Origin of the sequence: Arthrobacter sp. cf158, from assembly GCF_900106835.1 — a bacterium.
Lineage (GTDB): Bacteria > Actinomycetota > Actinomycetes > Actinomycetales > Micrococcaceae > Arthrobacter.
Map to the genome: position 1 here is coordinate 23,908 of NZ_FNNR01000003.1, position 26,397 is coordinate 50,304.

At 62.2% G+C, this 26,397-nt stretch carries 20 protein-coding genes and 1 riboswitch; of the genes, 16 read left to right on the forward strand and 4 right to left on the reverse strand.

Annotated features, from left to right (window positions below; all coding sequences use genetic code 11):
- Positions 1–11 precede the first annotated feature (11 nt).
- The 3 genes from BLW08_RS06150 to BLW08_RS06160 all read left to right on the forward strand — a co-directional run bounded on the left by BLW08_RS06150 (position 12) and on the right by BLW08_RS06160 (position 2,839).
- Complete coding sequence (locus BLW08_RS06150) at positions 12–671, forward strand: ATP-dependent Clp protease proteolytic subunit (RefSeq protein WP_011775058.1); 660 nt, start codon at positions 12–14, stop codon at positions 669–671.
- A 182-nt stretch (positions 672–853) separates the two neighbouring features.
- On the forward strand, positions 854–2,143 hold the full coding sequence (gene clpX, locus BLW08_RS06155) for an ATP-dependent Clp protease ATP-binding subunit ClpX (RefSeq protein WP_091323934.1): 1,290 nt from the start codon (positions 854–856) through the stop codon (positions 2,141–2,143).
- Between the two features lie 81 nt (positions 2,144–2,224).
- Positions 2,225–2,839: a mycothiol-dependent nitroreductase Rv2466c family protein gene (locus tag BLW08_RS06160; RefSeq protein WP_091323936.1), complete on the forward strand. Its 615-nt coding sequence runs from the start codon at positions 2,225–2,227 to the stop codon at positions 2,837–2,839.
- A 10-nt stretch (positions 2,840–2,849) separates the two neighbouring features.
- On the opposite strand, the gene BLW08_RS06165 is transcribed toward BLW08_RS06160, so the two are convergent.
- Together BLW08_RS06165 and valS are read right to left on the reverse strand one after the other, a co-directional pair.
- Positions 2,850–3,725: an Fpg/Nei family DNA glycosylase gene (locus BLW08_RS06165; RefSeq protein WP_175538600.1), complete on the reverse strand. Its 876-nt coding sequence runs from the start codon at positions 3,723–3,725 to the stop codon at positions 2,850–2,852.
- 349 nt (positions 3,726–4,074) lie between these two features.
- Positions 4,075–6,696: a valine--tRNA ligase gene (gene valS, locus BLW08_RS06170; protein WP_091323939.1), complete on the reverse strand. Its 2,622-nt coding sequence runs from the start codon at positions 6,694–6,696 to the stop codon at positions 4,075–4,077.
- Between the two features lie 72 nt (positions 6,697–6,768).
- On the opposite strand from valS, the gene BLW08_RS06175 reads away from it, so the two are divergent.
- Positions 6,769–7,560, forward strand: a complete 792-nt coding sequence (locus BLW08_RS06175; protein WP_091323941.1) for an SDR family oxidoreductase — start codon at positions 6,769–6,771, stop codon at positions 7,558–7,560.
- Between the two features lie 61 nt (positions 7,561–7,621).
- On the opposite strand, the gene BLW08_RS06180 is transcribed toward BLW08_RS06175, so the two are convergent.
- A complete protein-coding gene (locus tag BLW08_RS06180) occupies positions 7,622–8,671 on the reverse strand; it encodes an endonuclease/exonuclease/phosphatase family protein (protein ID WP_091323942.1) in 1,050 nt (349 codons plus the stop codon).
- 328 nt (positions 8,672–8,999) lie between these two features.
- Here BLW08_RS06180 and ileS point away from each other — a divergent pair, with 328 nt between their 5' ends.
- From ileS to ndk, 4 genes are read left to right on the forward strand one after another with little or no spacing between them, the layout of a single operon-like run.
- Positions 9,000–12,296 carry an isoleucine--tRNA ligase gene (gene ileS, locus BLW08_RS06185; protein ID WP_091323944.1) on the forward strand — a complete coding sequence of 1,099 codons (3,297 nt, stop codon included), beginning with the start codon at positions 9,000–9,002 and terminating at the stop codon, positions 12,294–12,296.
- Positions 12,297–12,299: 3 nt separating this feature from the next.
- Positions 12,300–13,661 carry a bifunctional folylpolyglutamate synthase/dihydrofolate synthase gene (locus BLW08_RS06190; protein ID WP_091323945.1) on the forward strand — a complete coding sequence of 454 codons (1,362 nt, stop codon included), beginning with the start codon at positions 12,300–12,302 and terminating at the stop codon, positions 13,659–13,661.
- A gap of 1 nt (position 13,662) precedes the next feature.
- The gene (locus BLW08_RS06195; RefSeq protein WP_091323947.1) at positions 13,663–14,115 is read left to right on the forward strand and encodes a DUF4233 domain-containing protein; all 453 of its coding nucleotides are present in this window, start codon (positions 13,663–13,665) and stop codon (positions 14,113–14,115) included.
- 56 nt (positions 14,116–14,171) lie between these two features.
- Positions 14,172–14,591 (forward strand): nucleoside-diphosphate kinase, encoded by a 420-nt coding sequence (gene ndk / locus BLW08_RS06200; RefSeq protein WP_090825186.1) that lies wholly within the window; start codon positions 14,172–14,174, stop codon positions 14,589–14,591.
- Positions 14,592–14,664: 73 nt separating this feature from the next.
- Here the strand turns inward: ndk and BLW08_RS06205 are convergent, their stop codons facing one another.
- A complete protein-coding gene (locus BLW08_RS06205; protein WP_091323949.1) occupies positions 14,665–15,342 on the reverse strand; it encodes a vitamin K epoxide reductase family protein in 678 nt (225 codons plus the stop codon).
- Positions 15,343–15,846: 504 nt separating this feature from the next.
- On the opposite strand from BLW08_RS06205, the gene BLW08_RS06210 reads away from it, so the two are divergent.
- The 8 genes from BLW08_RS06210 (at position 15,847) to BLW08_RS06245 (ending at position 26,397) form a co-directional block, all read left to right on the forward strand.
- Positions 15,847–19,032, forward strand: a complete 3,186-nt coding sequence (locus tag BLW08_RS06210) for an Rne/Rng family ribonuclease (protein ID WP_254779728.1) — start codon at positions 15,847–15,849, stop codon at positions 19,030–19,032.
- A gap of 174 nt (positions 19,033–19,206) precedes the next feature.
- Positions 19,207–19,305, forward strand: a riboswitch (TPP riboswitch).
- Positions 19,296–20,813: a bifunctional hydroxymethylpyrimidine kinase/phosphomethylpyrimidine kinase gene (gene thiD / locus BLW08_RS06215; protein ID WP_091323953.1), complete on the forward strand. Its 1,518-nt coding sequence runs from the start codon at positions 19,296–19,298 to the stop codon at positions 20,811–20,813. (Overlaps the previous riboswitch by 10 nt.)
- 376 nt (positions 20,814–21,189) lie before the next feature.
- Positions 21,190–21,498, forward strand: a complete 309-nt coding sequence (gene rplU / locus BLW08_RS06220) for a 50S ribosomal protein L21 (protein ID WP_090825171.1) — start codon at positions 21,190–21,192, stop codon at positions 21,496–21,498.
- Positions 21,499–21,559: 61 nt separating this feature from the next.
- Positions 21,560–21,823, forward strand: a complete 264-nt coding sequence (gene rpmA, locus BLW08_RS06225) for a 50S ribosomal protein L27 (protein WP_024816903.1) — start codon at positions 21,560–21,562, stop codon at positions 21,821–21,823.
- 134 nt (positions 21,824–21,957) lie between these two features.
- Positions 21,958–23,544, forward strand: a complete 1,587-nt coding sequence (gene obgE, locus BLW08_RS06230; RefSeq protein ID WP_091323955.1) for a GTPase ObgE — start codon at positions 21,958–21,960, stop codon at positions 23,542–23,544.
- Positions 23,534–24,715: a glutamate 5-kinase gene (gene proB / locus BLW08_RS06235; RefSeq protein ID WP_090825168.1), complete on the forward strand. Its 1,182-nt coding sequence runs from the start codon at positions 23,534–23,536 to the stop codon at positions 24,713–24,715. The genes obgE and proB overlap by 11 nt, the downstream gene beginning before the upstream one ends.
- Positions 24,712–26,076, forward strand: a complete 1,365-nt coding sequence (locus BLW08_RS06240; protein ID WP_091323958.1) for a glutamate-5-semialdehyde dehydrogenase — start codon at positions 24,712–24,714, stop codon at positions 26,074–26,076. The genes proB and BLW08_RS06240 overlap by 4 nt, the downstream gene beginning before the upstream one ends.
- 81 nt (positions 26,077–26,157) lie before the next feature.
- Complete coding sequence (locus tag BLW08_RS06245) at positions 26,158–26,397, forward strand: hypothetical protein (RefSeq protein ID WP_090825163.1); 240 nt, start codon at positions 26,158–26,160, stop codon at positions 26,395–26,397.

The window sequence follows — 26,397 nt, forward strand, 5'->3', positions numbered from 1 at the left end:
GAGTAAAGAACATGAACTACAACTTCGGATGGTCTGCCGGTAACCTCCCGTCCAGCCGCTACGTCCTGCCCCAGTTCGAAGAGCGCACGCCCTACGGCTTCAAGCGCCAGGACCCTTACACCAAGCTGTTCGAGGACCGCATCATCTTCCTTGGCGTCCAGGTTGACGACGCATCCGCCGATGACATCATGGCCCAGCTGCTGGTCCTTGAATCAACGGATCCGGACCGCGACATCACCCTTTACATCAACTCGCCCGGCGGTTCCTTCACTGCCATGACGGCAATCTACGACACCATGCAGTACATCCGCCCGGAGATCCAGACGGTGTGCTTGGGTCAGGCGGCCAGTGCCGCGGCAGTCCTGCTCGCAGCCGGTACTCCCGGCAAGCGTCTGGCCTTGCCGAACGCACGCGTCCTGATCCACCAGCCGGCCCTCTCCGGTGGCCAGGGTGGCCAGGCATCCGACCTTGAGATCCAGGCGGCGGAAGTGATGCGCATGCGCACGTGGCTTGAGGACACGCTGGCCCACCACTCGGGCCGTACGTCCGAGCAGGTTAATAACGACATCGAGCGTGACAAGATCCTGACTGCGGCTGATGCCTTGAGCTACGGTCTTATCGACCAGGTTCTGGACTCCCGCAAGATCAAGCCCCAGGCAATCGCCCGGTAACGCACGGAATTCAACGCCGGTGCGGTTCGCGAAATATGGACCGCACCGGCGTTCTGTTTCCACCCAAGCAGCCCATTGTGACCTAGAGTGGATGTTGTCACGGTGGTGCCACCCGCGGCTTGGCCGCACACTTGAGTACGGCGCGGAGCCGCATCACCCGCATGCAACGAAGGGATTCCCACATGGCTCGGATTGGCGAGAGCACCGATCTGCTGAAGTGCTCTTTCTGCGGAAAGAGCCAAAAGCAGGTACGGAAGCTGATTGCCGGGCCCGGTGTGTACATCTGCGATGAGTGCATCGAGCTTTGCAACGAGATCATTGAAGAGGAACTCGCGGAAGTCTCGGATCTGGGGAGTTTCGAGCTGCCCAAGCCCCGTGAGATTTTCGATTTCCTGCAGGAATACGTGATCGGACAAGAGCCGGCCAAGCGCTCACTGGCAGTGGCGGTCTACAACCACTACAAGCGTATACAAGCCGGACACGCCCCCAAGACGGGCAGCCTGGGCGAGGGATCGCACCACGAAGATGTGGAGATCGCCAAGTCCAACATCCTGCTGATTGGCCCCACGGGCTGCGGTAAGACGTATCTGGCCCAAACTCTGGCCCGTCGACTCAACGTGCCATTTGCCGTCGCGGATGCCACGGCGCTGACGGAAGCCGGCTACGTCGGTGAAGACGTCGAAAACATCCTGCTCAAGCTCATCCAGGCAGCTGACTATGACGTCAAGAAGGCCGAGCAAGGGATCATCTACATCGATGAGATCGACAAGATCTCGCGTAAGAGCGAAAACCCGTCCATCACCCGTGATGTATCCGGTGAGGGTGTTCAGCAGGCACTCCTGAAAATCCTTGAGGGCACTGTGGCGTCCGTGCCGCCGCAGGGTGGGCGGAAGCACCCGCACCAGGAATTCATCCAGATCGACACCACCAACGTGCTCTTCATCGTGGCCGGCGCTTTTGCTGGCCTGGAAGACATCATCGGGTCGCGTTCGGGGCGCAAGGGCATCGGCTTCGGCGCACCCCTGAACGAGGCACGCGACAACGTGGATACCTACGGCGAAGTCATGCCTGAGGACTTGCTGAAGTTCGGTCTCATTCCGGAGTTCATTGGTCGCCTCCCTGTCATTACGACGGTATCCAGCCTGGATCGTCCAGCGTTGATCCAAATTCTGTCGACTCCGAAGAACGCACTGGTCAAGCAGTACCAGAAGATGTTCCAGTTGGACGGAGTGGATCTGCAATTCGAAGACGACGCTCTTGATTCGATCGCAGACCAAGCCCTTGAACGCGGCACTGGCGCCCGTGGCCTTCGGGCCATCATGGAGGAAGTGTTGCTCCCTGTCATGTTCGACCTCCCCAGCAGGGATGACATTGCCACAGTGGTGATCACGGCCGACGTCGTGTCAAAGAAGTCCCAGCCCACCATGATCGCCCACGATGTCGTTGCCAAGCGCCGGAATAAGTCGGCCTAGCTTCCTGTTGGCGTAGACAGGACGCGCCTCCGCTGGGGCTGCCCCTCATGCCGCTTTTCCACCTTTCCCGAGGAGTTCCCTGTGCCCGAACAGACCGTTAACAAAGCCGATTTCTGGTTCGATCCCGCCTGCCCGTTTGCGTGGATTACGTCACGTTGGATCGGCGAGGTTGAGCAGGTCCGTGGCATCGAAACGGAATGGCACGTGATGAGCCTTTCCGTCCTGAATGAAGGCCGTGATCTTCCGGAGGAGTACCGGGCGTTGATGGACCAGAGTTGGGGTCCTGTCCGCGTCATCATCGCCGCTCAGGAACTCCACGGCAGTAGTTACGTCAAGCCGCTGTACGACGCCATGGGGGAGCAGATCCACCACGAGGGCAACAAGGACCGCGCTTCGGTGATCCAGAAGGCCCTCGCCGAGACCGGCCTTCCGGCTGATCTGGCCCGTTTTGCCGACTCGGATGAGTACGATGCCCAGTTGCGTTCAAGCCACGAGGCCGGCATCTCGCTGGTGGGCCAGGACGTTGGGACTCCTGTGGTCGCCGTCAACGGCACGGCGTTCTTCGGTCCGGTCCTCACCCGCATTCCGCGTGGAGAAGAAGCCGGGAAGATCTGGGATGCCACCGTGACCCTGGCGGGCTACCCGCACTTCTTCGAGTTGAAGCGCAGCCGTACAGAGCGCCCTGAATTCAACTAGCCGGCCAGAGCTACTTCAGGAACCGTGAGGTCCTCCGGTCGGCCAGGATTTTCCCGTTGGTCTGGCATGTGGCGCAGTACTGGAGTGAGGTGTCCGCAAAGGACACCTCACGGACGGTGTCCCCACACACCGGGCACGGCAGGCCAGTCCTTGCGTGCACCCGGAAGTTGCTTCGTTTGGTGTCCTTGAGCTCACTGGATGGCTTGCCTGCCGCGGCGTTGACGGCGCCCACCAGGATTTCCTGCATGGCTTCGTAGAGCCGCGCCACGGTGGCTTGGTCCAAGGACTTCGCGGTGGCGAACGGGGATATTTTGGCGGCGTGCAGGATTTCGTCGCTGTAGGCGTTGCCAATGCCCGCGATGACTCCTTGGCTCCTGAGGAGTCCCTTAATCTGCTGGGAACTGGAACCGAGGATTTTCGCCAGCGCGCCGAGGTCAAAGTCGGGGCTGAGCGGTTCCGGGCCCAAGGTTGCTATGCCGGGCACATCCATCGGATCCCTGACCACATAGATGGCCAGGCTCTTCTTTGTTCCGGCCTCGGTCAGGTCCACCCCGATGTGGGCGTCGTCGGCGGGCCGGTGAAGCAGTAGCCTGGCCGAGATGTTGCTTTTTCCCATGCGCAACCCGGCCGATGACGGGTGTTCTGTGTACCGGACCCACCCGGCCTTCGCCAGGTGGAACACAAAATAGAGGCCATCAACGTCAACGCAAACGAACTTCCCCAAGCGCTTGGCCCCACGTATGGTCCGGCCCTCCAGGGCTGTGTAGGGAGGATCGGCCGTCTTGAGTGCTGAGAAGGAGTTGATGCGGACCTCGGTCAGCACAGCTCCATGGAGTTGGGTGTCCAAATACATGCACAGGCCGTGCACTTCGGGGAGTTCCGGCATGGACATTACTTTGCCACAGGAAGCTCTTTCCTGGCAGGAAAACTACAGGATTGTAGTTCTTTCGAAGGCCTTGTGCTTCGTTCGCGGCAGGACAACAATGGTTCTTACCCACTTCGAAAGAAGAGGGACACGGAAACCAAAGATTCAGTGATATGCAACCAACGCAGCCTTTGGCAAAGTTGGAAGCAAGCTACCAGTGACGAGGTAGGAAGACCTGAAATTCCAAGGATTCCGCCAGACTGTCAAGACGTCACCAGACAGGCGAAAAGTCGAAGCCCCACCAACGGCAAAACGCTGATGGGGCTTCCCCTTTGCCCAAAAACAAACGGGCACTCTTAGCTGCGGCTTGCTAGGACGCGGGTGTCTCCTCGGCGGGCGCCAGGACAACATCGCTGACCGTCAGATCGCCTTCGCCCGACTGGAGGGTGATCTCCTGGGCGTTTGCGGCAGCCTTCAAGTCGCCCAGGCCGGCCTTCAACTGCGCTACCAATACCTCGGACGCTGTGATGGACGCGGACAGCACTTCGGTCCGTTGCTTGACCTTGGCTTCGGACTTTGCCTTGCGGATACCGCTGAGGGCTACGCCGACAGTGCCGAGCATGGTGGTATCGCCATCAGTGATTTCCAACGCGGCGGGCCACTCTGCACGGTGGACGGATCCGGTGCGCCACCAGCCCCAGACCTCTTCCGTTGCGAAGGGAAGGAACGGTGCAAAGAGGCGCAGCAGGGAGTCAAGCGTTGTGGCCAAGGCGGCCAGGACGGATGCCTGCTCGGTGTCGCCAGCGGCACCGTAGGCACGGTCCTTGATGAGCTCCACGTAGTCGTCCGTGAACTGCCAGAAGAAGGACTCGGTGATCTGGAGTGCACGGGCGTAGTCGTAGTTCTCGAATGCCTTGGTGGACTGGGCAACGACGTCGGACAGTTGTGCGAGCAGCGCACGGTCCAACGGGTTGGTCAGCACCGAGAGGTCGGACGCCACTACAGAGTTTTCCGTGGCGCCGAGGTTCAGGACGAACTTGGACGCGTTGAGCAACTTGATGGCCAGACGGCGGCCGATCTTCATCTGGGCGATCTCGTACGCAGTGTCGGCGCCGAGCTTTGCCGAAGCTGCCCAGTAACGCACAGCATCTGAACCGTACTCGTTCAGTACATCCGTGGGCACCACAACGTTGCCCTTGGACTTGGACATCTTCTTGCGGTCCGGGTCCAGGATCCAGCCCGAGATTGCCGCGTGCTTCCACGGAGCGTTCTTCTGCAGGGCATCCGCCCGGACGGCCGAGGAGAACAGCCAGGTGCGAATGATGTCGTGGCCCTGAGGACGGAGGTCGAAGGGGTAGACCTTGGCGAACAGGTCCTCGTCGCGGCTCCAGCCACCCACAATCTGCGGGGTCAGGGAGGACGTTGCCCACGTGTCCAACACGTCGGCGTCGCCGGTGAAGCCGTTGGCCTGATCGCGCTGCGACTCCTCAAAGCCGGGAGCAGCGTCAGCGGCAGGGTCCACCGGCAGCATCTCGTCCGACGGAAGAATCGGGTGGTCGTAGTCCGGGTTGCCCTGAGCATCCAAGGGATACCAGACGGGAATCGGCACACCGAAGAAGCGCTGGCGGGATACGAGCCAGTCACCGTTAAGGCCGGCGATCCAGTTCTCGTAGCGTGAGCGCATGAAGGCCGGGTGGAAGGTGATTTCCTGGCCTCGGCCGATGAGGCGTTCACGGCGTTCCTCGTCGCGGCCACCGTTACGGATGTACCACTGACGGGACGTAACAACCTCAAGGGGCTTGTCGCCCTTTTCGAAGAAGTTCACCGGGTGGGTGATCTTCTTCGGTTCGCCGTCCAGCAGGTCTGCTGCCTTAAGCAGTTCAACCACGGCTTCCTTGGCGGAAAACGCAGTCTTGCCGGCGATCGCTGCATAGGCTTCCTTGCCGGCCTCGGTGGTGATCCACTCCGGGGTGTCAGCAATGATGCGGCCATCGCGGCCCATGATGGCGCGGGTAGGCAGCTGAAGTTCACGCCACCAGGTGACGTCGGTCAGGTCACCGAACGTACACACCATGGCGATGCCCGAGCCCTTGTCCGCCTTGGCGAGAGGGTGGGCCTTGACCTCGAGCTCCACGTCGAACAGGGGGGACTTGACGGTCTTGCCGAACAGCGGCTGGTATCGCTCGTCGTCGGGGTTTGCCACCAGGGCCGCGCACGCCGCGAGCAGTTCCGGGCGCGTGGTTTCGATGAAGATTTTTTCGCCGTCTTCGGTGAAGAACGGGTAGCGGTAGTAAGCGCCTGCAACTTCGCGGTCCTCAAGCTCGGCCTGTGCCACCGCGGTGCGGAACGTCACATCCCACAGTGTGGGGGCTTCGGCCATGTAGGCGTCACCGGCGGACAGGTTGGCCAGGAAGGCGCGCTGGGACACGGCACGGGAGGTGTCGTCAATGGTGCGGTACGTCAGATCCCAGTCCACCGAAAGGCCGAGGGTCTGGAACAGGTTCTCGAAGACTTTCTCGTCCTCAACGGCGAGTTCCTCACACAGTTCGATGAAGTTCTGACGCGAAACGACGTCGAAATCGCGCTGGTTCTTGGCCGGCTGTGCAGGGGGCGTGTAGTCAGCCTTGTAAGGGATGGCGGGATCGCAACGGACGCCGTAGTAGTTCTGGACGCGGCGCTCGGTAGGCAGACCGTTGTCGTCCCAACCCATGGGGTAGAAGACGTTCTTGCCGGTCATACGCATGTAGCGCGCCTGGACGTCCGTCTGGGTGAAGGAGAACATGTGGCCCACGTGGAGCGAGCCGGATGCCGTGGGCGGGGGAGTGTCGATCGAGTAGACCTGCTCCCGGGTGGTGTCCGGGTTGAACTTGTAGGTTCCTTCTTCAAGCCAGCGCTGCGTCAAGGCAGCCTCAAGGCCTTCAAGGGCCGGCTTGTCGGGAACGTTAATGGGGGCGGTGGCGGGCGTGTCTGTACCCTGCGTTGATTCAGCCATGGATCAATTGTTTCATGGCCTGGCGTTACAGCCTGCCGCGGTAGGAATAGGCACCCCGGATATGGTGGTGGCATGACTTTGGCAGCGCACAGCACCCCTTCAGGACAGAATTCAGGACAGAACAAGACGGCCGTTGTTACCGGGGCCAGTACGGGCATCGGCGAGGCCACCGTCAAGGCTTTGGTCTCCACCGGATGGAAAGTCTTCGCCGTAGCGCGCCGGGCTGACAGGCTGGGGGCCCTGGGCGCCGAAACCGGCGCAGTGCCGTTCCCCGCGGACATCACCAACGACGACGACGTTGCCGCCTTGCTCGCGGCCGTCCTCAAGGCCGGAGGTGCGGACACCCTCATCAACATCGCCGGCGGTGCTCGGGGCGCAGACACCATCGCGAACGCCGACACGGAAGACTGGGACTGGATGTACCAGGTGAACGTATTGGGCACCATGAAGATCACCCGCGCCTTCCTGCCTATGCTCCGGGAGAACGGCGAAGGAACCGTCCTGAACCTCACGTCGACTGCCGGACTGTCTGCCTACGAAGGAGGTGCGGGCTATAACGCAGCAAAGTTTGCCCAGCACGCCATGACAAACGCTTTGCGCTTGGAAGAGGTGGGCAATAACGTCCGCGTCATCGAGGTAGCTCCGGGCCTTGTCCACACTGAGGAGTTCGCGCTTAACCGCCTGGGTGACAAGGACGCGGCTGCGAAAGTTTATGCCGGGGTGGAGAAGCCCCTGACCGCGGAGGATGTGGCGGGGGTGGTGGCGTACTCTGTTTCGCTGCCGCATCACATCAACCTGGACCAGATTGTTGTGCGTCCCGTGGCCCAGGCGGCCAACCACAAACTGGTCCGCAAGGAAGGCTGAACCCGATGCTGACCCGCTGGGCCGTCGCAAGCCAGCGACGGTCCAGCGGAGAAGCAACGTGTTAGCCGGCGGGAATGACCAGCCGGGCCATGACGGCCGCATGATCGCTGCCGGGAATCCGGTGGACCGCGTAGTCGCTGCTGCTGATCAGCGGTGATGTCACGATGTGGTCGATCACAATCCCGGGCAGCGGCAAACCCTCCATTGGCCAGGTGGGGGAGAAACGTCCGCCTGAAGCAGCACCTACATCAACGAGCTTCGAGCCACCCTGCGCTGCGTCCGGCAGCGCTGTGTCCAGGACATCCCTGAACTCGGAGTGATCGAAGGTCGAGTTGTAGTCACCCATGAGCAGGTGGTTGCCCGGGCGTGAGGCCTGGCGGGCTATCTTGACGAGGTCGCTCCGCCACTGGGCGATGCGTTGATCAACTGGCGGAAGTGCATGGACGTTGGTGAGGTTCAAGGTGGCCGTGGAACCAGCAGCGGCGTCCGTGAGGAGTACCCGCGTGACGTCCATCCGGAACGGTGTATCAGGCAACAGGCCCGCGGCTTCCAGTGGAAATACTGAATAGACCGCGCCGCCGGACGCGTCGTCGTTGGGTTCGCTCACGCGGTGGGGCAACGTCTTCTCCAAGCCCTCGGAACGGAGCCGGTCCTCGAGCACTTGCGTATGTTCCTGAAGGGTCAGCAGTTGAATGCCGTTGTCACGCACGAGCCTCACGATGGCGGCCGCGTCCGCCTCCCCATACTCGGTATTGAGGCTCATCACTTTAACGGAAACAGTCGCAGTCCCGGCGGGCAGCGCTTGGTGTCGTCCGGCGTCCAGCGGAAACAGCCAGAACAGCTGGACGGCCAGCAGGGCCGCCGTCGTGATGATCACCCAGAGGCGGCGTCCCGCCACGGCGAGGACCAACGCGACGAGTGCAGGAAGCGCCATCCAGGGTGTGAAGGACAACAGTTGCACCACGATCAGGGGCCACTCCGCAGGGATTGCCCGGAACATCGACGCCCCCGCCACGGGCAATGCCATCAGCAAAGCCGCCACCGACCATGCCAGGGAAGCACGGCGTCCTGCCGGGCGTAATTCCGGAACGGCGGGAGATGGGTGCGTCATGGGGTCGAGTCTATTCACCGCCAAAGCCGCAGCACTCCACCCAGGGGATGAACCCGCAAGTAGAGCAAGCTGGGTACCAGCCGCTAGACTTGAAGAACCAGCTTTGACCCGGCCATCACCGGTGAGCTTCCGGAAGAACAGCATTGACCGTCTGCATGGCGGAAAACGCCCATTAGACCCGGACGGGTAAGCCCGTCACAGCAGTAATGAGAGGCCGGGACCCTGTGTTCCGGTAAGTGAGGTGGTACCGCGGTACCTGCGCAGCCGACAGGCAGCACAGAAGCCGTCCTCGCATCCTGACAGTCAACCAGCTATCACAGGATATGAGATGACCCACTACCCCAAGGCCTCAGCGTCTTCGTCCGGCACGCATGGCGTGTCCGCCTCCGTGAAGTTCCCGGAAATCGAAGAGCGCATCCTCAAATACTGGGATGAAGACGGTACCTTCCAAGCCAGCATCGACCAACGCGATGCGGGCAAAGACGGCAGCAACGAGTTCGTCTTCTACGACGGCCCCCCCTTCGCCAATGGCCTCCCGCACTACGGCCACCTGCTCACCGGCTACGCCAAGGACCTCGTAGGCCGCTACCAGACCCAGCGTGGCAAGCGTGTGGAGCGCCGTTTCGGCTGGGACACGCACGGCCTTCCTGCTGAGCTCGAAGCCATGAAGCAGCTGGGCATGACGGACAAGACCCAGATCGAAGCCATGGGCATCGATAAATTCAACGACGCCTGCCGCGCCTCGGTGATGAAGTACGCCAACGAGTGGAAGGCCTACGTCACCCGCCAGGCCCGCTGGGTGGACTTCGAGAACGACTACAAGACCCTCAACGTCGAGTACATGGAGTCGGTACTCTGGGCCTTCAAACAGCTGCATGAGAAGGGCCTGACGTACAACGGTTACCGCGTTCTGCCGTATTGCTGGAAGGACGAGACCCCTCTGTCCAACCATGAGCTCCGCATGGATGACGACGTCTACAAAAACCGTCAGGACCAAACGGTTACGGTGACATTCCCCATGAAGGCTGGAGACTCCGAACTCTCCAAGGCACTTGAGGGCGTCCAGGCGCTCGCCTGGACCACCACGCCCTGGACGTTGCCCACCAACCTGGCGCTCGCCGTCGGGCCTGAGATCTCCTATGCCGTCCTGCCCGCCGGACCCAACGGCGTCAAGGCTGCGTCCGCTGAGGCGCCGGTAACGGGCAGCTTCCTGCTCGCGGCTGACCTGGTGGGGTCCTACGCCAAGGATTTGGGGTACGACGACGCCGCTGCCGCAACTGCCGCTGTGGTGTCCACCCACACGGGTGCCGAGCTGGCTGGCTTGGAGTACCAACCGCTGTGGAATGACTTTGCCGATGCCGAGAAATACGGCACGGAAAACGCCTGGCGCTTCCTGGTGGCCGACTACGTCACCACCACGGACGGTACGGGCATCGTTCACCAGGCTCCGGCCTATGGTGAGGATGACCAGAAGGTCTGTGAAGACGCAGGCATCCCCGTGGTGTTGTCCGTGGACGAGGGCGCCAAGTTCCTTCCGCTGTTTGCGCACGGCGAGCTCGCCTCGATCGTAGGCCTGCAAGTCTTCGACGCCAACAAGCCCATCACCCAGGTGCTCCGCGCTGATGGCCGCCTGGTCCGCCAGGCCAGCTATGAGCACAGCTACCCGCACTGCTGGCGCTGCCGGAACCCGCTGATTTACCGTGCCGTCTCCTCCTGGTACGTAGAAGTCACCAAGTTCAAGGACCGCATGTCCGAGCTGAACCAGGAAATCAACTGGATCCCGGGCAACGTCAAGGACGGCCAGTTTGGCAAGTGGCTGGACAACGCCCGCGACTGGTCCATCAGCCGCAACCGCTACTGGGGTTCACCCATCCCGGTGTGGCAATCCGATGATCCGGAATACCCGCGCACGGACGTCTACGGTTCCTTGGCCGAGATGGAAGCCGACTTCGGCCGCCTGCCCGTCAACAACGAAGGACAGGTGGACCTGCACCGTCCGTTCATTGATGAGCTGACACGTCCCAACCCGGACGACCCCACAGGCAAGTCCACCATGCGCCGTGTGGAAGACGTGTTGGACGTGTGGTTCGACTCCGGGTCCATGCCATATGGCCAGGTGCACTACCCGTTCCAGAACGAGGAGTGGTTTGACACCCATAACCCGGCGGACTTCATCGTGGAGTACATCGGGCAGACACGCGGCTGGTTCTACATGCTGCACATCCTCTCCACCGCGCTCTTTGACCGACCGGCGTTCCGCAACGTAATCAGCCATGGCATTGTGCTGGGCTCCGACGGCCAGAAGATGTCCAAGAGCCTGCGCAACTACCCTGACGTGTCCGAGGTCCTGGACCGCGACGGTTCCGACGCCATGCGATGGTTCCTCATGTCCAGCCCTATCCTTCGCGGCGGCAACCTGGTGGTGACCGAACAGGGCATCCGCGACGGCGTCCGCCAGGTCATCCTGCCGCTGTGGAACGTCTACAGCTTCTTCACGCTGTACACGAACGCTGCCAACGGAGGCGCGGGATATGAGGCGAAGCTGCGCTACAACGACTACTCCGACACGCTGGACCAGTACCTCCTGGCCAACACAGGTGATCTTGTCCGCAACGTCACTGAAAGCCTGGATAACTACGACATCTCCGGTGCTTGCGATGAACTGCGCAGCTACCTTGACATGCTGACCAATTGGTACGTTCGCCGCAGCCGCCAGCGCTTCTTCGATGAGAACGTTGACGCCTTCGACGCTCTGTACACGGCCCTCGAAGCTGTGTGCCGTGTGTCTGCTTCCTTGCTGCCGCTTGTCTCGGAAGAGATCTGGCGCGGACTGACGGGTGGCCGGTCTGTGCACTTGGCTGACTGGCCGGACGCTGCGCTGTTCCCCTCCAACCCTGAACTGGTTGAAGCGATGGACCGGGTCCAGCAGATCTGCTCCACTGGTTCCAGCCTGCGCAAGGCCGCGAACCTGCGCGTTCGCCTGCCGCTGCAGGAACTGACTGTGGTGGCACCCGGTGCAGATGCGCTGGAAGGCTTTGCCGGCGTCGTCGCTGATGAACTGAACCTGCGGTCAGTCCGTCTGTTGGACGCCGCTACTGCCTCGCCGGAGGAGTTCGGCATCGAGCAGAAGCTGGTAGTGAACGCCCGTGCTGCGGGCCCGCGCCTCGGCAAGAATGTGCAGCAGGCCATCAAGGGCTCAAAGTCCGGCGACTGGTCCGTCAGTGATGCTGGGGTGGTGGTGGCTGGTGGCCTGGAACTGGAGCCACAGGAATACACGCTGGAAACGGTGGTGGCAGGAACGGCCGACGGCGGTGCTGCCGCCAAGAAGGCAGTCGCGGTGCTTCCGGGCGGCGGATTCGTGGTGCTGAACACGGAAGTTACCCCGGAACTCGCTGCGGAGGGTCTGGCGCGCGACATGGTTCGGGCTATCCAGCAGGCACGAAAGGACGCCGGCCTGAACGTCAGCGACCGAATCCATACCTCGGTGGAGGCTGCCCAGGACGTCGTCGACGCCCTGGAAGCCAATGCAGAACTCGTCAAGACGGAAACGCTGACGCTGGAACTTGAGGTTCTGCTGGCCGACGTCGACGAGCCGCAGGTCACCGTTGCAAAGGCAGGAGCCTGAATCATGACTGACGAATTCTCGGTTGAAAGCGTCTACGCCGAACTCCTGGGCCGCGCACCGGAAAACAAGATGGAGCCCCGCTTGGCTCCGCTGTTCCGGGCCATGGACGTGCTGGGGGAGCCCAACAAGGCTTTTCCCATCATCCACATCACGGGGACCAACGGAAAGACCTCCACGGCCCGCATGATCGAGGCCGGGCTGCGCGCCCATGGACTGAGCACGGGCCGGTACACCAGCCCGCACCTCTCCAAGGTGACTGAGCGCATCAGCATCGACGGTGAGCCGGTGCCGGACGCCACCTTCGTCCGGATCTGGGATGAAATCCGCCCGTACCTGGAGATCGTGGATAACGAGCTTGTGGCCGACAACCAGCCGCGCCTGACGTACTTTGAGTGCCTGACCATCCTGGGCTTCGCGGTTTTCGCCGACCAGCCTGTTGACGTTGCTGTGATGGAGGTTGGCCTCGGCGGCATCACTGACGCCACCAACGTCGGCGACGGCCAGGTCTCCGTGATCACGCCCATCTCGCTGGATCACACCGACCTCCTGGGCGATACCACTGAGGACATCGCCTATGAGAAGGCCGGCATCATCAAGCCGGGCGGGTTCCTGGTGAGTGCGGCCCAGCCCGTGGACGCGGCTCAGGTTCTCCTGGAGAAGGCCCGCGAAGTGGAGGTGCCTTTCCGGTTCGAGGGCGTTGAATTCGGAGTGGAGTCGCGGAGCGTAGCCGTGGGTGGCCAGGTTCTGACCATCCAGGGTCTGGCTGGACGCTACGAAGACCTGCTGCTTCCCTTGCATGGCGCCCACCAGGCGGAGAATGCCGCGGTGGCTGTGGCTGCCTTGGAAGCATTCTTCGGTGGGGGAGAGAAAGAACTCGACGCCGAGGTGCTCAAGGAAGCGTTCGGCACGGTCACGTCCCCGGGCCGGCTGGAAGTAGTGCGGACTGCACCCACGGTCGTCGTGGATGCTGCCCACAATCCTGAAGGGATCCGGGTCTCCGCGGAAGCGATCCAGGAGGCCTTCAGCTTCAGCAAGCTCGTGGTGGTTGTCGGGGTGCTGAGGGAAAAGGACGCCGAGGAAATCCTGAAAACCCTCAAGGAGTCGCTGGGCGGCCTCGCCGGGGAATTCTGCTTCACCCAATCCAATTCGGCGCGAGCCGTTCCCGCAGCGGAACTGGCTGAACTCGCCGTCGACCTCGGCTTTGGCGAGGACAACGTTCACATCGCGGAGAAGCTTGATGACGCCCTGGAATGGGCAGTGGAGCGCGCGGAATCCAACGACGACCTCGCTGGGGGCGTCCTGGTGACCGGCTCCATCACCGTAGTGGCCGAGGCCCGAATCCTGCTCGGAAAGGCGAGTGCCTAGTATGGCGAAGATGACCAAGGCCCAGCGCGAATGGCGGCCGGGCATGCCCAAGAAGCGCCGGTCCACCAAAGTGATGTTCGCATCCACCGTGCTCCTGCTGGAGGCATTCGTGGCCTTCTTCGGCACTCTGGCGGTCTTTGGTTTGAGGCGCGGCCAGGTTGATCCGGGCATCATCCTCGGGGTGGGTATTGCACTGAGTGTGGTGCTGGTACTCGCCTGCGCCGTGCTGTCCAAGCCGTGGGGCATCGCTCTTGGCTGGGGTTTGCAGTTGGTGCTGATCCTGACGGGCTTCGTTGAGCCGACGATGTTCATTGTTGGCGTCCTGTTCGCCATCTGCTGGTGGTACGGGATCAGGGCTGGCATAAGGATTGACCGCGAGGTGGCGCAGCGGGACCGTGAACAGGCGGAATGGAACGCTGCCCACGGTGACGAGGCCGGCACTCAAACCCCGTAAACTGGCTGGGAAAACCACCGAACGTAAGTCACTGAACACATCACATTGGAGCATCTGTGAGCATTGAACGGACCCTTGTCCTGGTCAAGCCCGACGGCGTCGCCCGCAACCTGGGCGGAACCATCCTCGCCCGGATCGAAGCCAAGGGCTACACCCTGGCCGAGCTGAAGAAGGTCAACGCAACCCGTGAGCTGCTGGAGCAGCACTACGAAGAACACGTGGGAAAGCCGTTCTACGAGCCGCTGGTTGAGTTCATGCTGAGTGGCCCTGTCATCGCAGCCGTCTTCGAGGGCCACCGCGTGATCGAAGGCTTCCGCTCGCTGGCTGGAACCACAGATCCCACGACGGCGGCTCCGGGCACCATCCGTGGCGACTTCGGCCGCGACTGGGGCCTGAAAGTCCAACAGAACCTGGTGCACGGTTCGGATTCCGTTGATTCGGCCGAGCGCGAGATCAAGATCTGGTTCGCCAGCTAGTTACGCCTCACCGAAATAGCAGAAAAGGCCAATGTTCATGACGAACATTGGCCTTTTCTGTCATCCCGCGGTCTTAGTAGCCGGACGTCCCGGCGAATACGTGAATGAAGGCGAAGAAGATGGTGGCGATGACGGCCACGTAGAGCAGCGCCACGATGATCCAGCCGGAACCGGACACCAGCTTGACCAGTCCGGAGGGCGCTTTGATGACGCCGTGGGTGAGGTTCCGGATGGTCACCCAGACGAAAAGGGGGATCATGACTGCCCAAACCACCATGCAGAAGGGGCAAAGCACATGGATTGAGTAGAGGGCTTGCGACCACAGCCAGACGACGAAGGCAAAGCCGAGCGTCACGCCGGCCTGTAGGCCCCACCAGTAACCCCGTGAGAATTTTGCACCCGCGAGGATACCCATGGCGGTGGTGATGATGATGGCAAAAGCGACAATGCCAATAAACATATTGGGGAAGCCGAACACGGAGCTTTGGGGCGTCTGCATCACAGCACCACACGAAACCCAGGGGTTCACATCGCATACGGTCACATGGTTGGGATCCTTGAGTACTTCAAGTTTCTCCAGCACCAGGGCACCGGAGGCCAGCCACCCGATGACGCCGGTGATCAGCAGGAGCCAGGCAAACGGTTTGTCCCGGACAGCTCCGGGGAGGGGGCCGATCAGCGGCTGGGTGGACGGGTCCTCCACATGGCTGGGGGCTTGGTTGGCCAGGTTTCCCCTGGCGGTGCTCGGCATCGCGGATGTAGTCCTTTTCAACAAGTGGCCCGGCCTGGCCGGAAACGGCTCTTGGGAGGATTGTAACGCCGCAGGCTGGATGGCACCCTCAGCTTCGCGGCAGGACTGATGTTCCTTGGCGCGGCTGCGCTCTGGCATTGCGCGACACAGCGCCCTACCTTGGGAATGTGCAGGGGTGTGAGAGAATGAACATGGCCGGAAGCCGATCCACATTCGGAATCCGGTCCGGTGACTTTGTTCCCAAGACCGCCAGTATGAGCTGGGCATGCCTGGATTACGTGATCCTCGGTAGGCCCGCCATGACAATGGACGGCACCTGGTTGTGGCAGCAGAACAACGGGTTTCAGAATAAGGGCGCCGGCCTTCCAGGGCTGCCGCACCCCAATGATGGTGCGAACCGGAAGGCATACTGCCGACTTCTGTCAACGCCTGCGGGTTTTGACAATATTTGCCCCACTGGGCGCCGGATGTGGCGGGGTCGCTGGGGCAGGAGTGTTGCCACATATGGATAATGACCAGGTTGTAGCCGTTAATGACGAGGCAGCTCCCGCGGAAACTGCGGAAGCGCCAAAGAAAACCACCCGGACCCGGCGCAAGGCCGCGCCGAAGGCAGCCGCTACTGCAGCGGCCGAGGTCGAGTCGTCGGCGCCCGCCGCTGAACAGAACCCCACACCGGAACAGAACCCTGCTGCAGAGGAATCCCCGGCGACGGCCGCAGCTCCAGTTCGCCGCACGCGGTCCCGCAAAAAGGTTGAGCCCGCAGAGCCACTGCCCGGCCTGGGTGATGAGGCCGCTGCTGTTCCGGAAGCCGCAGCAGTGGACTCACAGCCCAAAGCCACTGCCGAACCCGCCCCGGAAAAGCCGGTCCGCCGTCGCCGGACCGCCAAGCCCAAGGTTGAGGCGGCAGAAGCGGTTGAAGAAACCACGACGCCGGAGGCCCCCTCCCAGCCTGAGGCACCTGTCGCTGAGGTAGCTCAAGAAACAGCTGAAGCGCCCACTTCTGAAGAGTCCCCAGCAGAGGACTCTGCTCCGGCGACATCGACGTCCCTGTTCCTGGAGCCCGTCTCCATCACATCCATGATCTTCCAGGCTCCGGACCTCACCACTGTGCCGCGCGTTCCTGTTGCGGAAGAGAAGGACGAGGAAGCCGAGGAAGAAACCGAGACCGGTGCAGACAGTGAGCTGGAGGATGCCGGCAGCCGGCGCCGCCGCCGCAGCCGTGGTCGCCGTGGTCGCCGTGGAACCGAGCGCGAAGAGAACGACGCTGAGGACGGCGCCGAGTCCGAGGACGAGGAAGCCCCCGCGGCAGAAGCCCTTGAGGAGGGCGTGACGTCACGGCGTCGCCGTCGTCGTCGCCGTGGCGACCAGGATCTTGAACTGACCGGCGGCTCGGACGATGATCCCCCCAACACGGTGACCCGTGTTCGCGCGCCCCGCCCGATCACGGAGACAGCGCCCTCAAACAGGGTTGCCAGTGTTAAGGGATCCACGAGGCTTGAGGCCAAGAAGCAGCGTCGGCGCGAATCCCGGGAAACCGGACGTCGCCGCCAGGTGATCACCGAGGCCGAGTTCCTGGCCCGCCGCGAGTCCGTTGACCGCCAGATGATCGTCCGGCAGCGCGATGACAGAATTCAGATCGGCGTGCTGGAAGATGGCGTGCTTGCGGAGCACTTTGTTTCCAAGACCCAGCAGGACTCCCTGATCGGCAACGTCTACCTGGGCAAGGTCCAGAACGTGCTGCCGTCCATGGAGGCTGCCTTCGTTGACATCGGGCGCGGCCGCAACGCCGTGCTGTACGCCGGAGAAGTGAACTGGGACGCCGTCAACCTGGAAGGGCAGCCGCGCCGGATCGAGAATGCGCTGAAGTCCGGCGACTCCGTCCTCGTCCAGGTCACCAAGGATCCCGTGGGTCACAAGGGCGCCCGGCTGACCAGCCAGATTTCCCTGCCTGGCCGCTACCTGGTCTACGTGCCGGGTGGATCCATGACGGGCATCTCCCGCAAGCTGCCCGACGTCGAACGCAACCGCCTCAAGCGCATCCTGAAGGACCGTCTGCCGGAGAACGCCGGCGTCATTGTCCGCACGGCCGCCGAAGGCGCATCCGAGGAAGAGTTGACGCACGACATCAACCGTCTGCGGGCCCAGTGGGAAGGCATCGAAGGTCAGGCATCCTCAACCAAGGTCCTGGCACCGGAACTGCTGTACGGCGAACCTGACCTCACCATCAAGGTGGTCCGTGACGTCTTCAACGAAGACTTCTCCAAACTGATCGTGTCCGGCGACGACGCCTGGGACACCATCGAGGCTTACGTGACCTACGTTGCCCCTGATTTGGTGGGCCGCCTGGAAAAGTGGACCAAGGACCAGGACATCTTCGCTGCATGGCGCATCGACGAGCAGATCCATAAAGCACTGGAGCGTAAGGTCTTCCTGCCGTCCGGTGGTTCGCTGGTCATCGACCGCACCGAAGCCATGACGGTAGTGGACGTCAACACCGGCAAGTTCACCGGCAGTGGCGGCAACCTCGAGGAAACGGTCACCAAGAACAACCTTGAAGCGGCCGAGGAAGTGGTCCGCCAGCTTCGACTTCGCGACATCGGTGGCATCATTGTCATCGACTTCATCGACATGGTGCTGGAATCCAACCGCGACCTCGTCCTGCGCCGCATGGTCGAGTGCCTTGGTCGGGACCGTACCAAGCACCAAGTGGCTGAAGTGACGTCCCTTGGCCTGGTTCAGATGACCCGCAAGCGCATGGGCACTGGACTCCTGGAAGTCTTCGGTGAACAGTGCGAGCACTGCGCCGGCCGCGGCGTAGTGACGCATGACGAGCCCGTGGAGCATCGCCGTGCCAACGTCGTTGCTGCAGAACACCACCGCCCCCACACTGAGACCCAGCAGCCCGCAGCCCGGACGGAACGTAAGCGCCGCCGCGGCAAGGGCGGGGGACAGGCCGTCGCCGAAGCGCCGGCGCCGGTGCACACTCCCGCCTCAGCTCCGGCCGCTACCACGACGACGCACACTGAGCCCCAGGACCCGGCCCGTCAGGCGAAGGCCGAGGCTACCAGGGCCGCTTTGGCCACTATTGCCGCTGCAGCCCACGCCGCGCACCTGCACGACGACGAAATTCACCGCGCAGAAGAACTGGCACGGGCAGCCGGACAGCACGAGCCCGAGCAGCCCGCGGCCACCGCGGAGTCGAGGGAATCAGGTTCCCGGGAAGCGGCAACCCAGGAAGCACGTTCCACCCCGGTCCTGCGCTTCGGCGGCGAAGAAGTTGCTTTGCCGTTCGTTGAACACCACGAGGAACCGCAGGCTGCCAAGCCCGCCATGAGCCTGGATCTGCTGGCCGAAGCATTCTCGCACCTTGGCGCAGCCCCGGAAGGAAAAACGGAGCCCACGGCCGCCCCAGAGGCGGCAGCTGTACAGGAAACCGTCCCGGCGGTGAAGGCCGCAGCCGAGGATCCAGGGACCGCTTCAGCGTCACGGAGTCGTCGTGGCCGCCGCAACCGCAGCGCCAGCAGGGCACAGGGTGCGGCAAACGAAACCAGTGTGGAGCACCGTGAGGCAGCTGCTGCGGCCGCGGGCGGTTCGGCCCACGAGGCCAAGGCGCCGGCGGAACCGGTCAAGAAGGCGGCGTCGGAGGAGCCCATCATCCTCGGTGTGGGCGTACCGGCTTCCGAACTCTAGAGACTGCAGCTCCAGAAGGATCGGCACCATAGGGTCCTGCGGTATCCGTCAATGGCGGGTACTGCAGGACCCTTTGCTGTCTGCGTCCAGTCGCGCAGCCAGGTTCTTTCGCGGTCATATCCAGTGTTTGCCGTTGCGAAGTTGCCTGGCAATGCTGCTTCCCGGCTACGCTAGGGGACTGACACGGGGTGCCGGGCGTTGGGCCAGGCTGAGATCCAGACCCGTTGAACCTGTCCGGTTAGCACCGGCGAAGGGATGTCCTCATGACTGCATCGTCATTCTCTCCTGTGTACCCGCTGGTGGCCTCAAGTACGCAAACCCCGAGGGTGCTGAGTATCGCTGGCTCAGATCCATCCGGAGGGGCGGGTATCCAGGCTGATGTGAAGAGCATTGCAGCCCACGGCGGCTATGCAATGGCAGCCATCACGGCCCTGACAGCGCAAAATACGCTAGGCGTCAGCGCTGTGCATGTACCTCCCGTGGAGTTCCTGAGGCAGCAGCTCGAAGCCATCAGCAGCGACATCACCATTGATGCGGTCAAAATTGGCATGCTGGGGGACGCGGCGGTCATTGATGAAGTCCGCCGATGGCTGGAAGCGGTGCGCCCCGCCGTCGTGGTCCTTGATCCGGTCATGGTGGCCACCAGCGGAGACCGCCTCCTGCAGGGGTCCGCGGAGAAGGCCTTGCGTTCGCTGCTGCCTTTGGCGGACCTCATCACCCCAAACCTCCCTGAACTTGCCATGTTGTTGGGCGAAGCTGAAGCCGACGATTGGGCTTCGGCGCTGGACCAGGGAAAACGGCTTGCCGCCGACTGCGGAAACACGGTGCTGGTGAAGGGCGGGCACCTGGCGGGATCGGAATGTCCAGATGCGTTGGTGAACACCAGTGGTTTGCTGCGTCAGGATGTGGTGGAGGTAGCCGGTCCCCGGGTGGACACGAAGAACAGTCATGGCACGGGATGTTCACTTTCCTCCGCTTTGGCCACCGTTCAGGCCCGCACCGGCGATTGGGAAGCTTCATTGCGGGAAGTGAAGCCCTGGTTGCTTCAAGCCCTGAAGGCCTCCGATGCCCTAGATGTTGGCCAGGGGAGCGGTCCCGTTAACCATTTCCACCACCAACAGGTGCTCAGGCCCGGTAACTTCGCCTCGGAGCTGTGGAAGGAAGCCACCCCGGAACTCGATGCCATCTACAGGCTCTCCTTTATTGAGGGCCTGCAATCAGGCAGCCTGCCGGAGCCGGCCTTCAACTATTACCTGGCACAGGACGCGATCTACCTCAATGGGTATTCCAGGGTCCTGGCGCGTGCCGGCGCACTTGCACCCACGGAGGAAGAGCAATTGTTCTGGGCCAAGGCGTCGCAGCAGTGCCTCGAAGTGGAATCGGAACTCCACCGCAACTGGCTGAGCACGCGTGAGGCCTCCACCGTGACGGGGCCGGTTACCAAGTCGTATGTGGATCATCTGATGGCCGCATCGGCCTCCGGTAGCTACGGCGTTCTCCTGGCGGCAGTTTTGCCCTGCTACTGGTTGTACGCCGAGGTAGGCCAGCAGCTCCACACAGCCTATGTGGACGCAGGGGCGCCCTCCGGGCACCCGTATGCGGACTGGCTGAAGACCTACGCTGATGAGGATTTTGCAGCGGCAACCAGGAATGCGATCAACTTCACTGACGCCGCTGCCTTGGCAGCCTCAGCGGGGGAGCGGGCGGTAATGGTGGAAGCTTTCAGGGACTCCTGCCGTTATGAGACAGCATTCTTCGACGCCCCACGCTTATTCGCTTAGGCCTCGTTTCCGGGCCGATTTCGCACGTTTCGCCGCTTGCCTCCGCGCGCCGCGGGGGAAATCGCGTTAATCGCGCCCAAACCCTGTAGGCTGTATGGGCACGGTGCCGGGAGAGTCCGTTACATCTGGTGACGCAAGTCACGTGGTAGCCTCCGGACCCGGCCTCATTTGCAGCTGAAGGTCAAACTAGCGTAATCTTGATCTTCGGTGCTTACGCCAACACTTGGGTTATGCCCCTTGGAATTGTTCATGGGATGACTCGCGGACTTCGATCAGAAGTCCACGGCGTTGAGGCACAGCGCGAACCAAGCCTGATTCCGGTTCAAGGTTCCGCACGCAAATTTAGTTATAAACGTCGAGAGAAGTGAGTACCCAAGTGGTGTACGCGATTGTCCGCGCAGGCGGCCGCCAAGAAAAAGTTTCCGTTGGAGACTACGTAACGCTTAACCGCGTCCCCGGTGGAGCCGGCAGCAAGCTTGAGCTGCCCGCCTTGCTCCTGGTTGATGGCGACAAGGTCACCTCCGCAGCTGCGGAACTGGCCAACGTCAAGGTCACGGCTGAGATCCTCGAGGACCTCCGTGGTCCCAAGATCGTCATCCAGAAGTTCAAGAACAAGACCGGCTACCGGAAGCGTCAGGGTCACCGTCAGGAACTGACCAAGATCAAGATCACCAGCATCGCGTAACTTTCGTTACCGCTGTTCAGGTTTTTCAGTTTCCCCAGAAATTTAGAGGCAGGCATTTCACATGGCACACAAAAAAGGCGCGAGTTCCACTCGCAACGGTCGTGACTCCAACGCACAGTACCTGGGCGTAAAGCGCTTCGGTGGTCAGGTAGTCTCCGCAGGCGAAATCATCGTTCGCCAGCGTGGAACCCACTTCCACCCCGGTGCAGGCGTCGGTCGCGGTGGCGACGACACCCTGTTCGCTCTCCAGGCAGGTTCGGTTGAGTTTGGTACTCGCCGCGGCCGTCGCGTAGTGAACATCGTTGCTGCTGCAGCTGCAGAGTAACAACAAGTTCTGAACCGGTGGAGCGGGCCAAACGGCCCGCTCCACCGTTCTTTTAACCGCATTACAATCGACTAGGGCGCCCAGGCGCGCTGGTTAATGCAACAGCGCTGGCAACAGCAATAGAGGAGATCCACGTGGCGAGCTTTGTAGACCGGGTAGTCCTGCACGTATCCGGCGGAACCGGCGGCCACGGCTGTGTCTCTGTTAAGCGGGAAAAGTTCAAGCCGCTCGGTGGCCCCGACGGCGGCAACGGCGGCAATGGCGGCGACGTGATCCTGCGTGTGTCGGCCCAAACCACCACGCTGCTTGACTACCACCACGCCCCCCACCGGCACGCCACCAACGGTGGACCCGGAATGGGTGACTGGCGCGGTGGCAAGAATGGTGAAACCCTCATTCTTCCCGTGCCCGATGGCACCGTGGTCAAGACCAAGGACGGCGACGTCCTGGCTGACCTTGTGGGAGAGGGCACAGAATATATTGCTGCGGCCGGCGGCCAGGGCGGGCTCGGCAATTCTTCCCTGTCTTCACAGAAGCGCCGCGCGCCGGGCTTTGCGCTGTTGGGTATCGAAGGCGATTCCAGCGACATTGTCCTGGAACTGAAGTCCATTGCGGACATCGCTTTGGTGGGCTTCCCCTCGGCCGGTAAGTCCAGCCTGATTGCAGCCATGTCGGCAGCCCGGCCCAAGATCGCCGATTACCCGTTCACCACCCTCATTCCCAACCTTGGCGTGGTCCAGGCCGGCGAAGTGCGCTTCACCATCGCCGATGTTCCCGGTTTGATCGAGGGTGCCAGCGAAGGCAAGGGCCTTGGCCATAACTTCCTGCGTCACGTGGAACGTTGTGCCGCACTGGTGCACGTCCTTGACTGTGGAACCCTGGAATCTGACCGCGATCCTCTTTCCGACCTCGCCATCATTGAGGCGGAACTGGAGAAGTACGCCGTTGACATGAGCTACGCCGGTGTAGACGGTGAAGTGGTCCCCCTGAATGAACGCCCCAAGCTTGTGGTCCTGAACAAGGTTGACCTGCCCGACGGAAAGGACATGGCCGAGTTCGTTCGTCCGGATCTTGAAGCCCGCGGCTACCGCGTCTTTGAAGTATCGGCAACCAGCCATGAGGGCTTGCGGCAGCTCGGCTTCGCCATGGCGGAGATCGTCAAGGCAGCACGTGATGCTGTCGCGATTGCACCGCCCAAGGTAGCTCCGCCTGTCCTGCGTCCGCGGGCTGTCAACGAGTCCGGTTTCAAGATCCGCCGTGAGGAAAAGAATCTGGAACCGCTGTTCCGCGTGCTGGGCGACAAGCCCGTGCGCTGGGTCAAGCAGACCGACTTCACCAACGAGGAAGCCATCGGCTACCTCGCCGACCGCCTGGCGAAGCTGGGTGTGGAAACCGAACTGTTCAAGGTTGGCGCCAAGCCCGGCGATACCGTGGTCATTGGCGAGGACGACGGCGTGGTGTTCGACTGGGAGCCCACCATGATGGCGGGTGCTGAACTGCTGGCAACACCCCGTGGCACCGATATCCGTGTTGCCGATATCGGCGACCGTCCCACACGATCGCAGAAGCGTGACGAACAGATTGAACGCCGCGAAGCCAAGGCTGCCGCACGCGCCGAGCTTGAGGCTGAACGCAAGGCGGGCATTTGGACTGAATCCGTCAGCGGCCGCCGTGCCCAGGCCGTGAAGGAAAGCAACCTGGACGCCGGTGATGACGACTAGGACTGTCGAAATTCCGGGGGCAGCAGAAGGACTCGAACGGCAAGCCTTGGCTGACGCCAAACGGATTGTCGTCAAAGTCGGGTCCTCCTCGCTGACCAGCATCAAAGGCGGCATTTCCGAAAAGTCCCTCGCCGGACTTGTGGACGCTTTGGCGGACAAGCGAAATGCCGGCACGGAGATCATCCTGGTGTCCTCCGGTGCCATTGCGGCCGGACTGGCTCCCTTGGGTTTGGCCAAGCGACCCAAGGACCTGGCCACCCAGCAGGCTGCTGCCAGCGTCGGGCAGGGCCTCCTCATGGCCCGTTACACCCAGGCCTTCAGTGCCCACGGCGTCACTGTCAGCCAGGTTTTGCTGACGGCCGATGACCTGATGCGCCGTACGCAGCACACCAATGCGTTCAGGGCATTGGACCGCCTCCTGAATCTTGGCGTTGTGCCCGTTGTCAACGAAAACGACACCGTGGCAACTCACGAGATCCGCTTCGGCGATAACGACCGGTTGGCTGCCCTGGTGGCGCATCTGGTCCGAGCTGACGCACTCGTGCTGCTATCCGACGTCGATGCCCTCTACGATGGCCCGCCGTCGCAGGGTGCCCAGCGCATTCCGCTGGTTCGCGGTCCGCAGGATCTGGAGGACGTGACCATCGGTAAGGCAGGGAAGGCCGGTGTTGGTACCGGGGGCATGATGACCAAAGTGGAGGCAGCCTCCATTGCGGCGGGCTCCGGCATCCACGCACTGGTGACGTCAACCGCGAACGCTGCGTCGGCGTTGGCGGGGGACGACGTTGGAACCTGGTTCGCCGTGAACGGCAGCCGCAAGCCCGTCCGCCTTTTGTGGCTGGCGCACCTTGCGACGGTTCACGGGCGTCTCATGCTCGACGACGGCGCAGTCAAGGCTGTGCGCGACCGGCACAGGTCGTTGCTTCCCGCAGGTATTTCGGACATCAGCGGTGACTTCGAAGCGGGCGATCCCGTGGAGATGGTTGCCCATGATGGAACTGTGGTGGCCCGCGGCCTGGTCAACTACTCATCGGAGGAACTTCCCAGGATGCTGGGCCGCACTACGCAGGAGCTGGGCCAGGCCATGGGCCGCGGCTACGATCGCGAAGTTGTTCATGTTGACGATCTGGTGCTCCTGCGGACTCCGCGCTCATCTAAACTTGGAGCATGACTGAAGCGCTGACCCCCGACGCCCCTGTGATCTCCGACGTTTCCGGTGCTTCCGGCCAGACGCCGGAGAACCCTGCGGCAGGCGGCGTTCCATTGTCGCCGGAGGATGTCCAGGCGGCTGTCCATGCCATCGCCGATCGGTCCCGCAAGGCCGCCCGACGCATGGGCCAAGCCAACCGTGCTTGGAAGGACCGTGCCCTGCGTGCCATTGGCGCCGCCTTGGTGGAGAACCGGAAGCATGTGCTCGACGCGAACGCCAAGGATGTGGCCGTGGGCCGTGCCAACGGCACGTCAGCAGCATTGCTGGACCGCCTGACCTTGACTCCTGCCCGCATCGATGGCCTGGTTGCGGCTTTGGAAAACCTCGCTGGCTTGCCGGATCCCGTGGGCAACGTTGTTCGGGGCCAAACGCTGCCGAACGGACTGCGGCTGCGTCAGGTCAATGTGCCTATGGGCGTGGTGGCCGCCATCTATGAAGCCCGTCCCAACGTCACCGTGGATATCGCAGGCCTCGCCCTGAAGAGTGGCAATGCCGTGATTCTTCGCGGAGGGTCAGCTGCGGCGAACACCAACGAAGCACTGGTGCAGATTCTTCGCGAGGCACTTGACTCCGTGGGCTTGCCTGCCGATGCTGTGCAGACGGTGGACCAGTACGGCCGTGAAGGCGCCAATGTCCTGATGCGCGCCCGCGGACGGGTGGACGTCCTCATTCCCCGGGGTGGACGTGAGCTGATCCAGACTGTCGTGACCAACTCCTCGGTGCCCGTCATTGAAACCGGAGAAGGAAACGTCCACATCTTCATCGACGAGTCTGCCGATGAGGAGATGGCCGTGGAGATCCTGCTCAACGCCAAGACGCAGCGCCCCAGTGTCTGCAACACCGTGGAGACGCTCCTGGTGCATTCCGGCTCAACGGTGCTTTCTGCCGTCGCCGCCGCATTGCGTTCTGCGGGCGTGACCCTGCATGTGGATGAGAGGATCTCGGCCGCCGTAGGCAGTGGCGTGGAAACTGTTCCTGCCGACGACGAGGACTGGGCTACCGAGTACATGGACCTTGATCTCGCAGTGGCCATGGTGGATAGCCTGGATGATGCGGTAAACCACATCCGGAAGTGGACCACCGGTCACACCGAAGCGATCCTCACCAACAACCTGGCCAACGCCGAGAAGTTCATTGCAGAGATCGATTCTGCTGCTGTGATCGTCAATGCTTCCACACGCTTCACTGATGGTGGCGAACTGGGCCTCGGAGCTGAAGTGGGCATTTCCACGCAGAAGCTGCACGCGCGGGGTCCCATGGGACTCACGGAACTGACCACTACCAAGTGGATCGTCCAGGGCGAAGGCCAAGTCCGCAGCTAGCAACGCGGTAACATAGAACAGAAGTCCGGAGCGGCGGGGAGTCCCGCCGTGCAATCCTTTGAGAATCAACTAGGGGAGAAGATGCTGTTTCAGCAGATCGCCACGTCCATTGCCGCCCAAACTGAGGGCGGCCACGAGGAACTCGCGCCACTCTGGGCAGAGCCGTGGGTCTTCGGTGTGGTGATGTTCGCTTTCCTCTTGGTCCTCATGTTTGTCACGCTCTCCTACACCAACCTCGGCAACCGCCACGAGGCCGTTGAGGAGCACTCCGACCCGCACCGCCAGCACCCCAACAAGCACACCCACAACCAGGGCCACTAA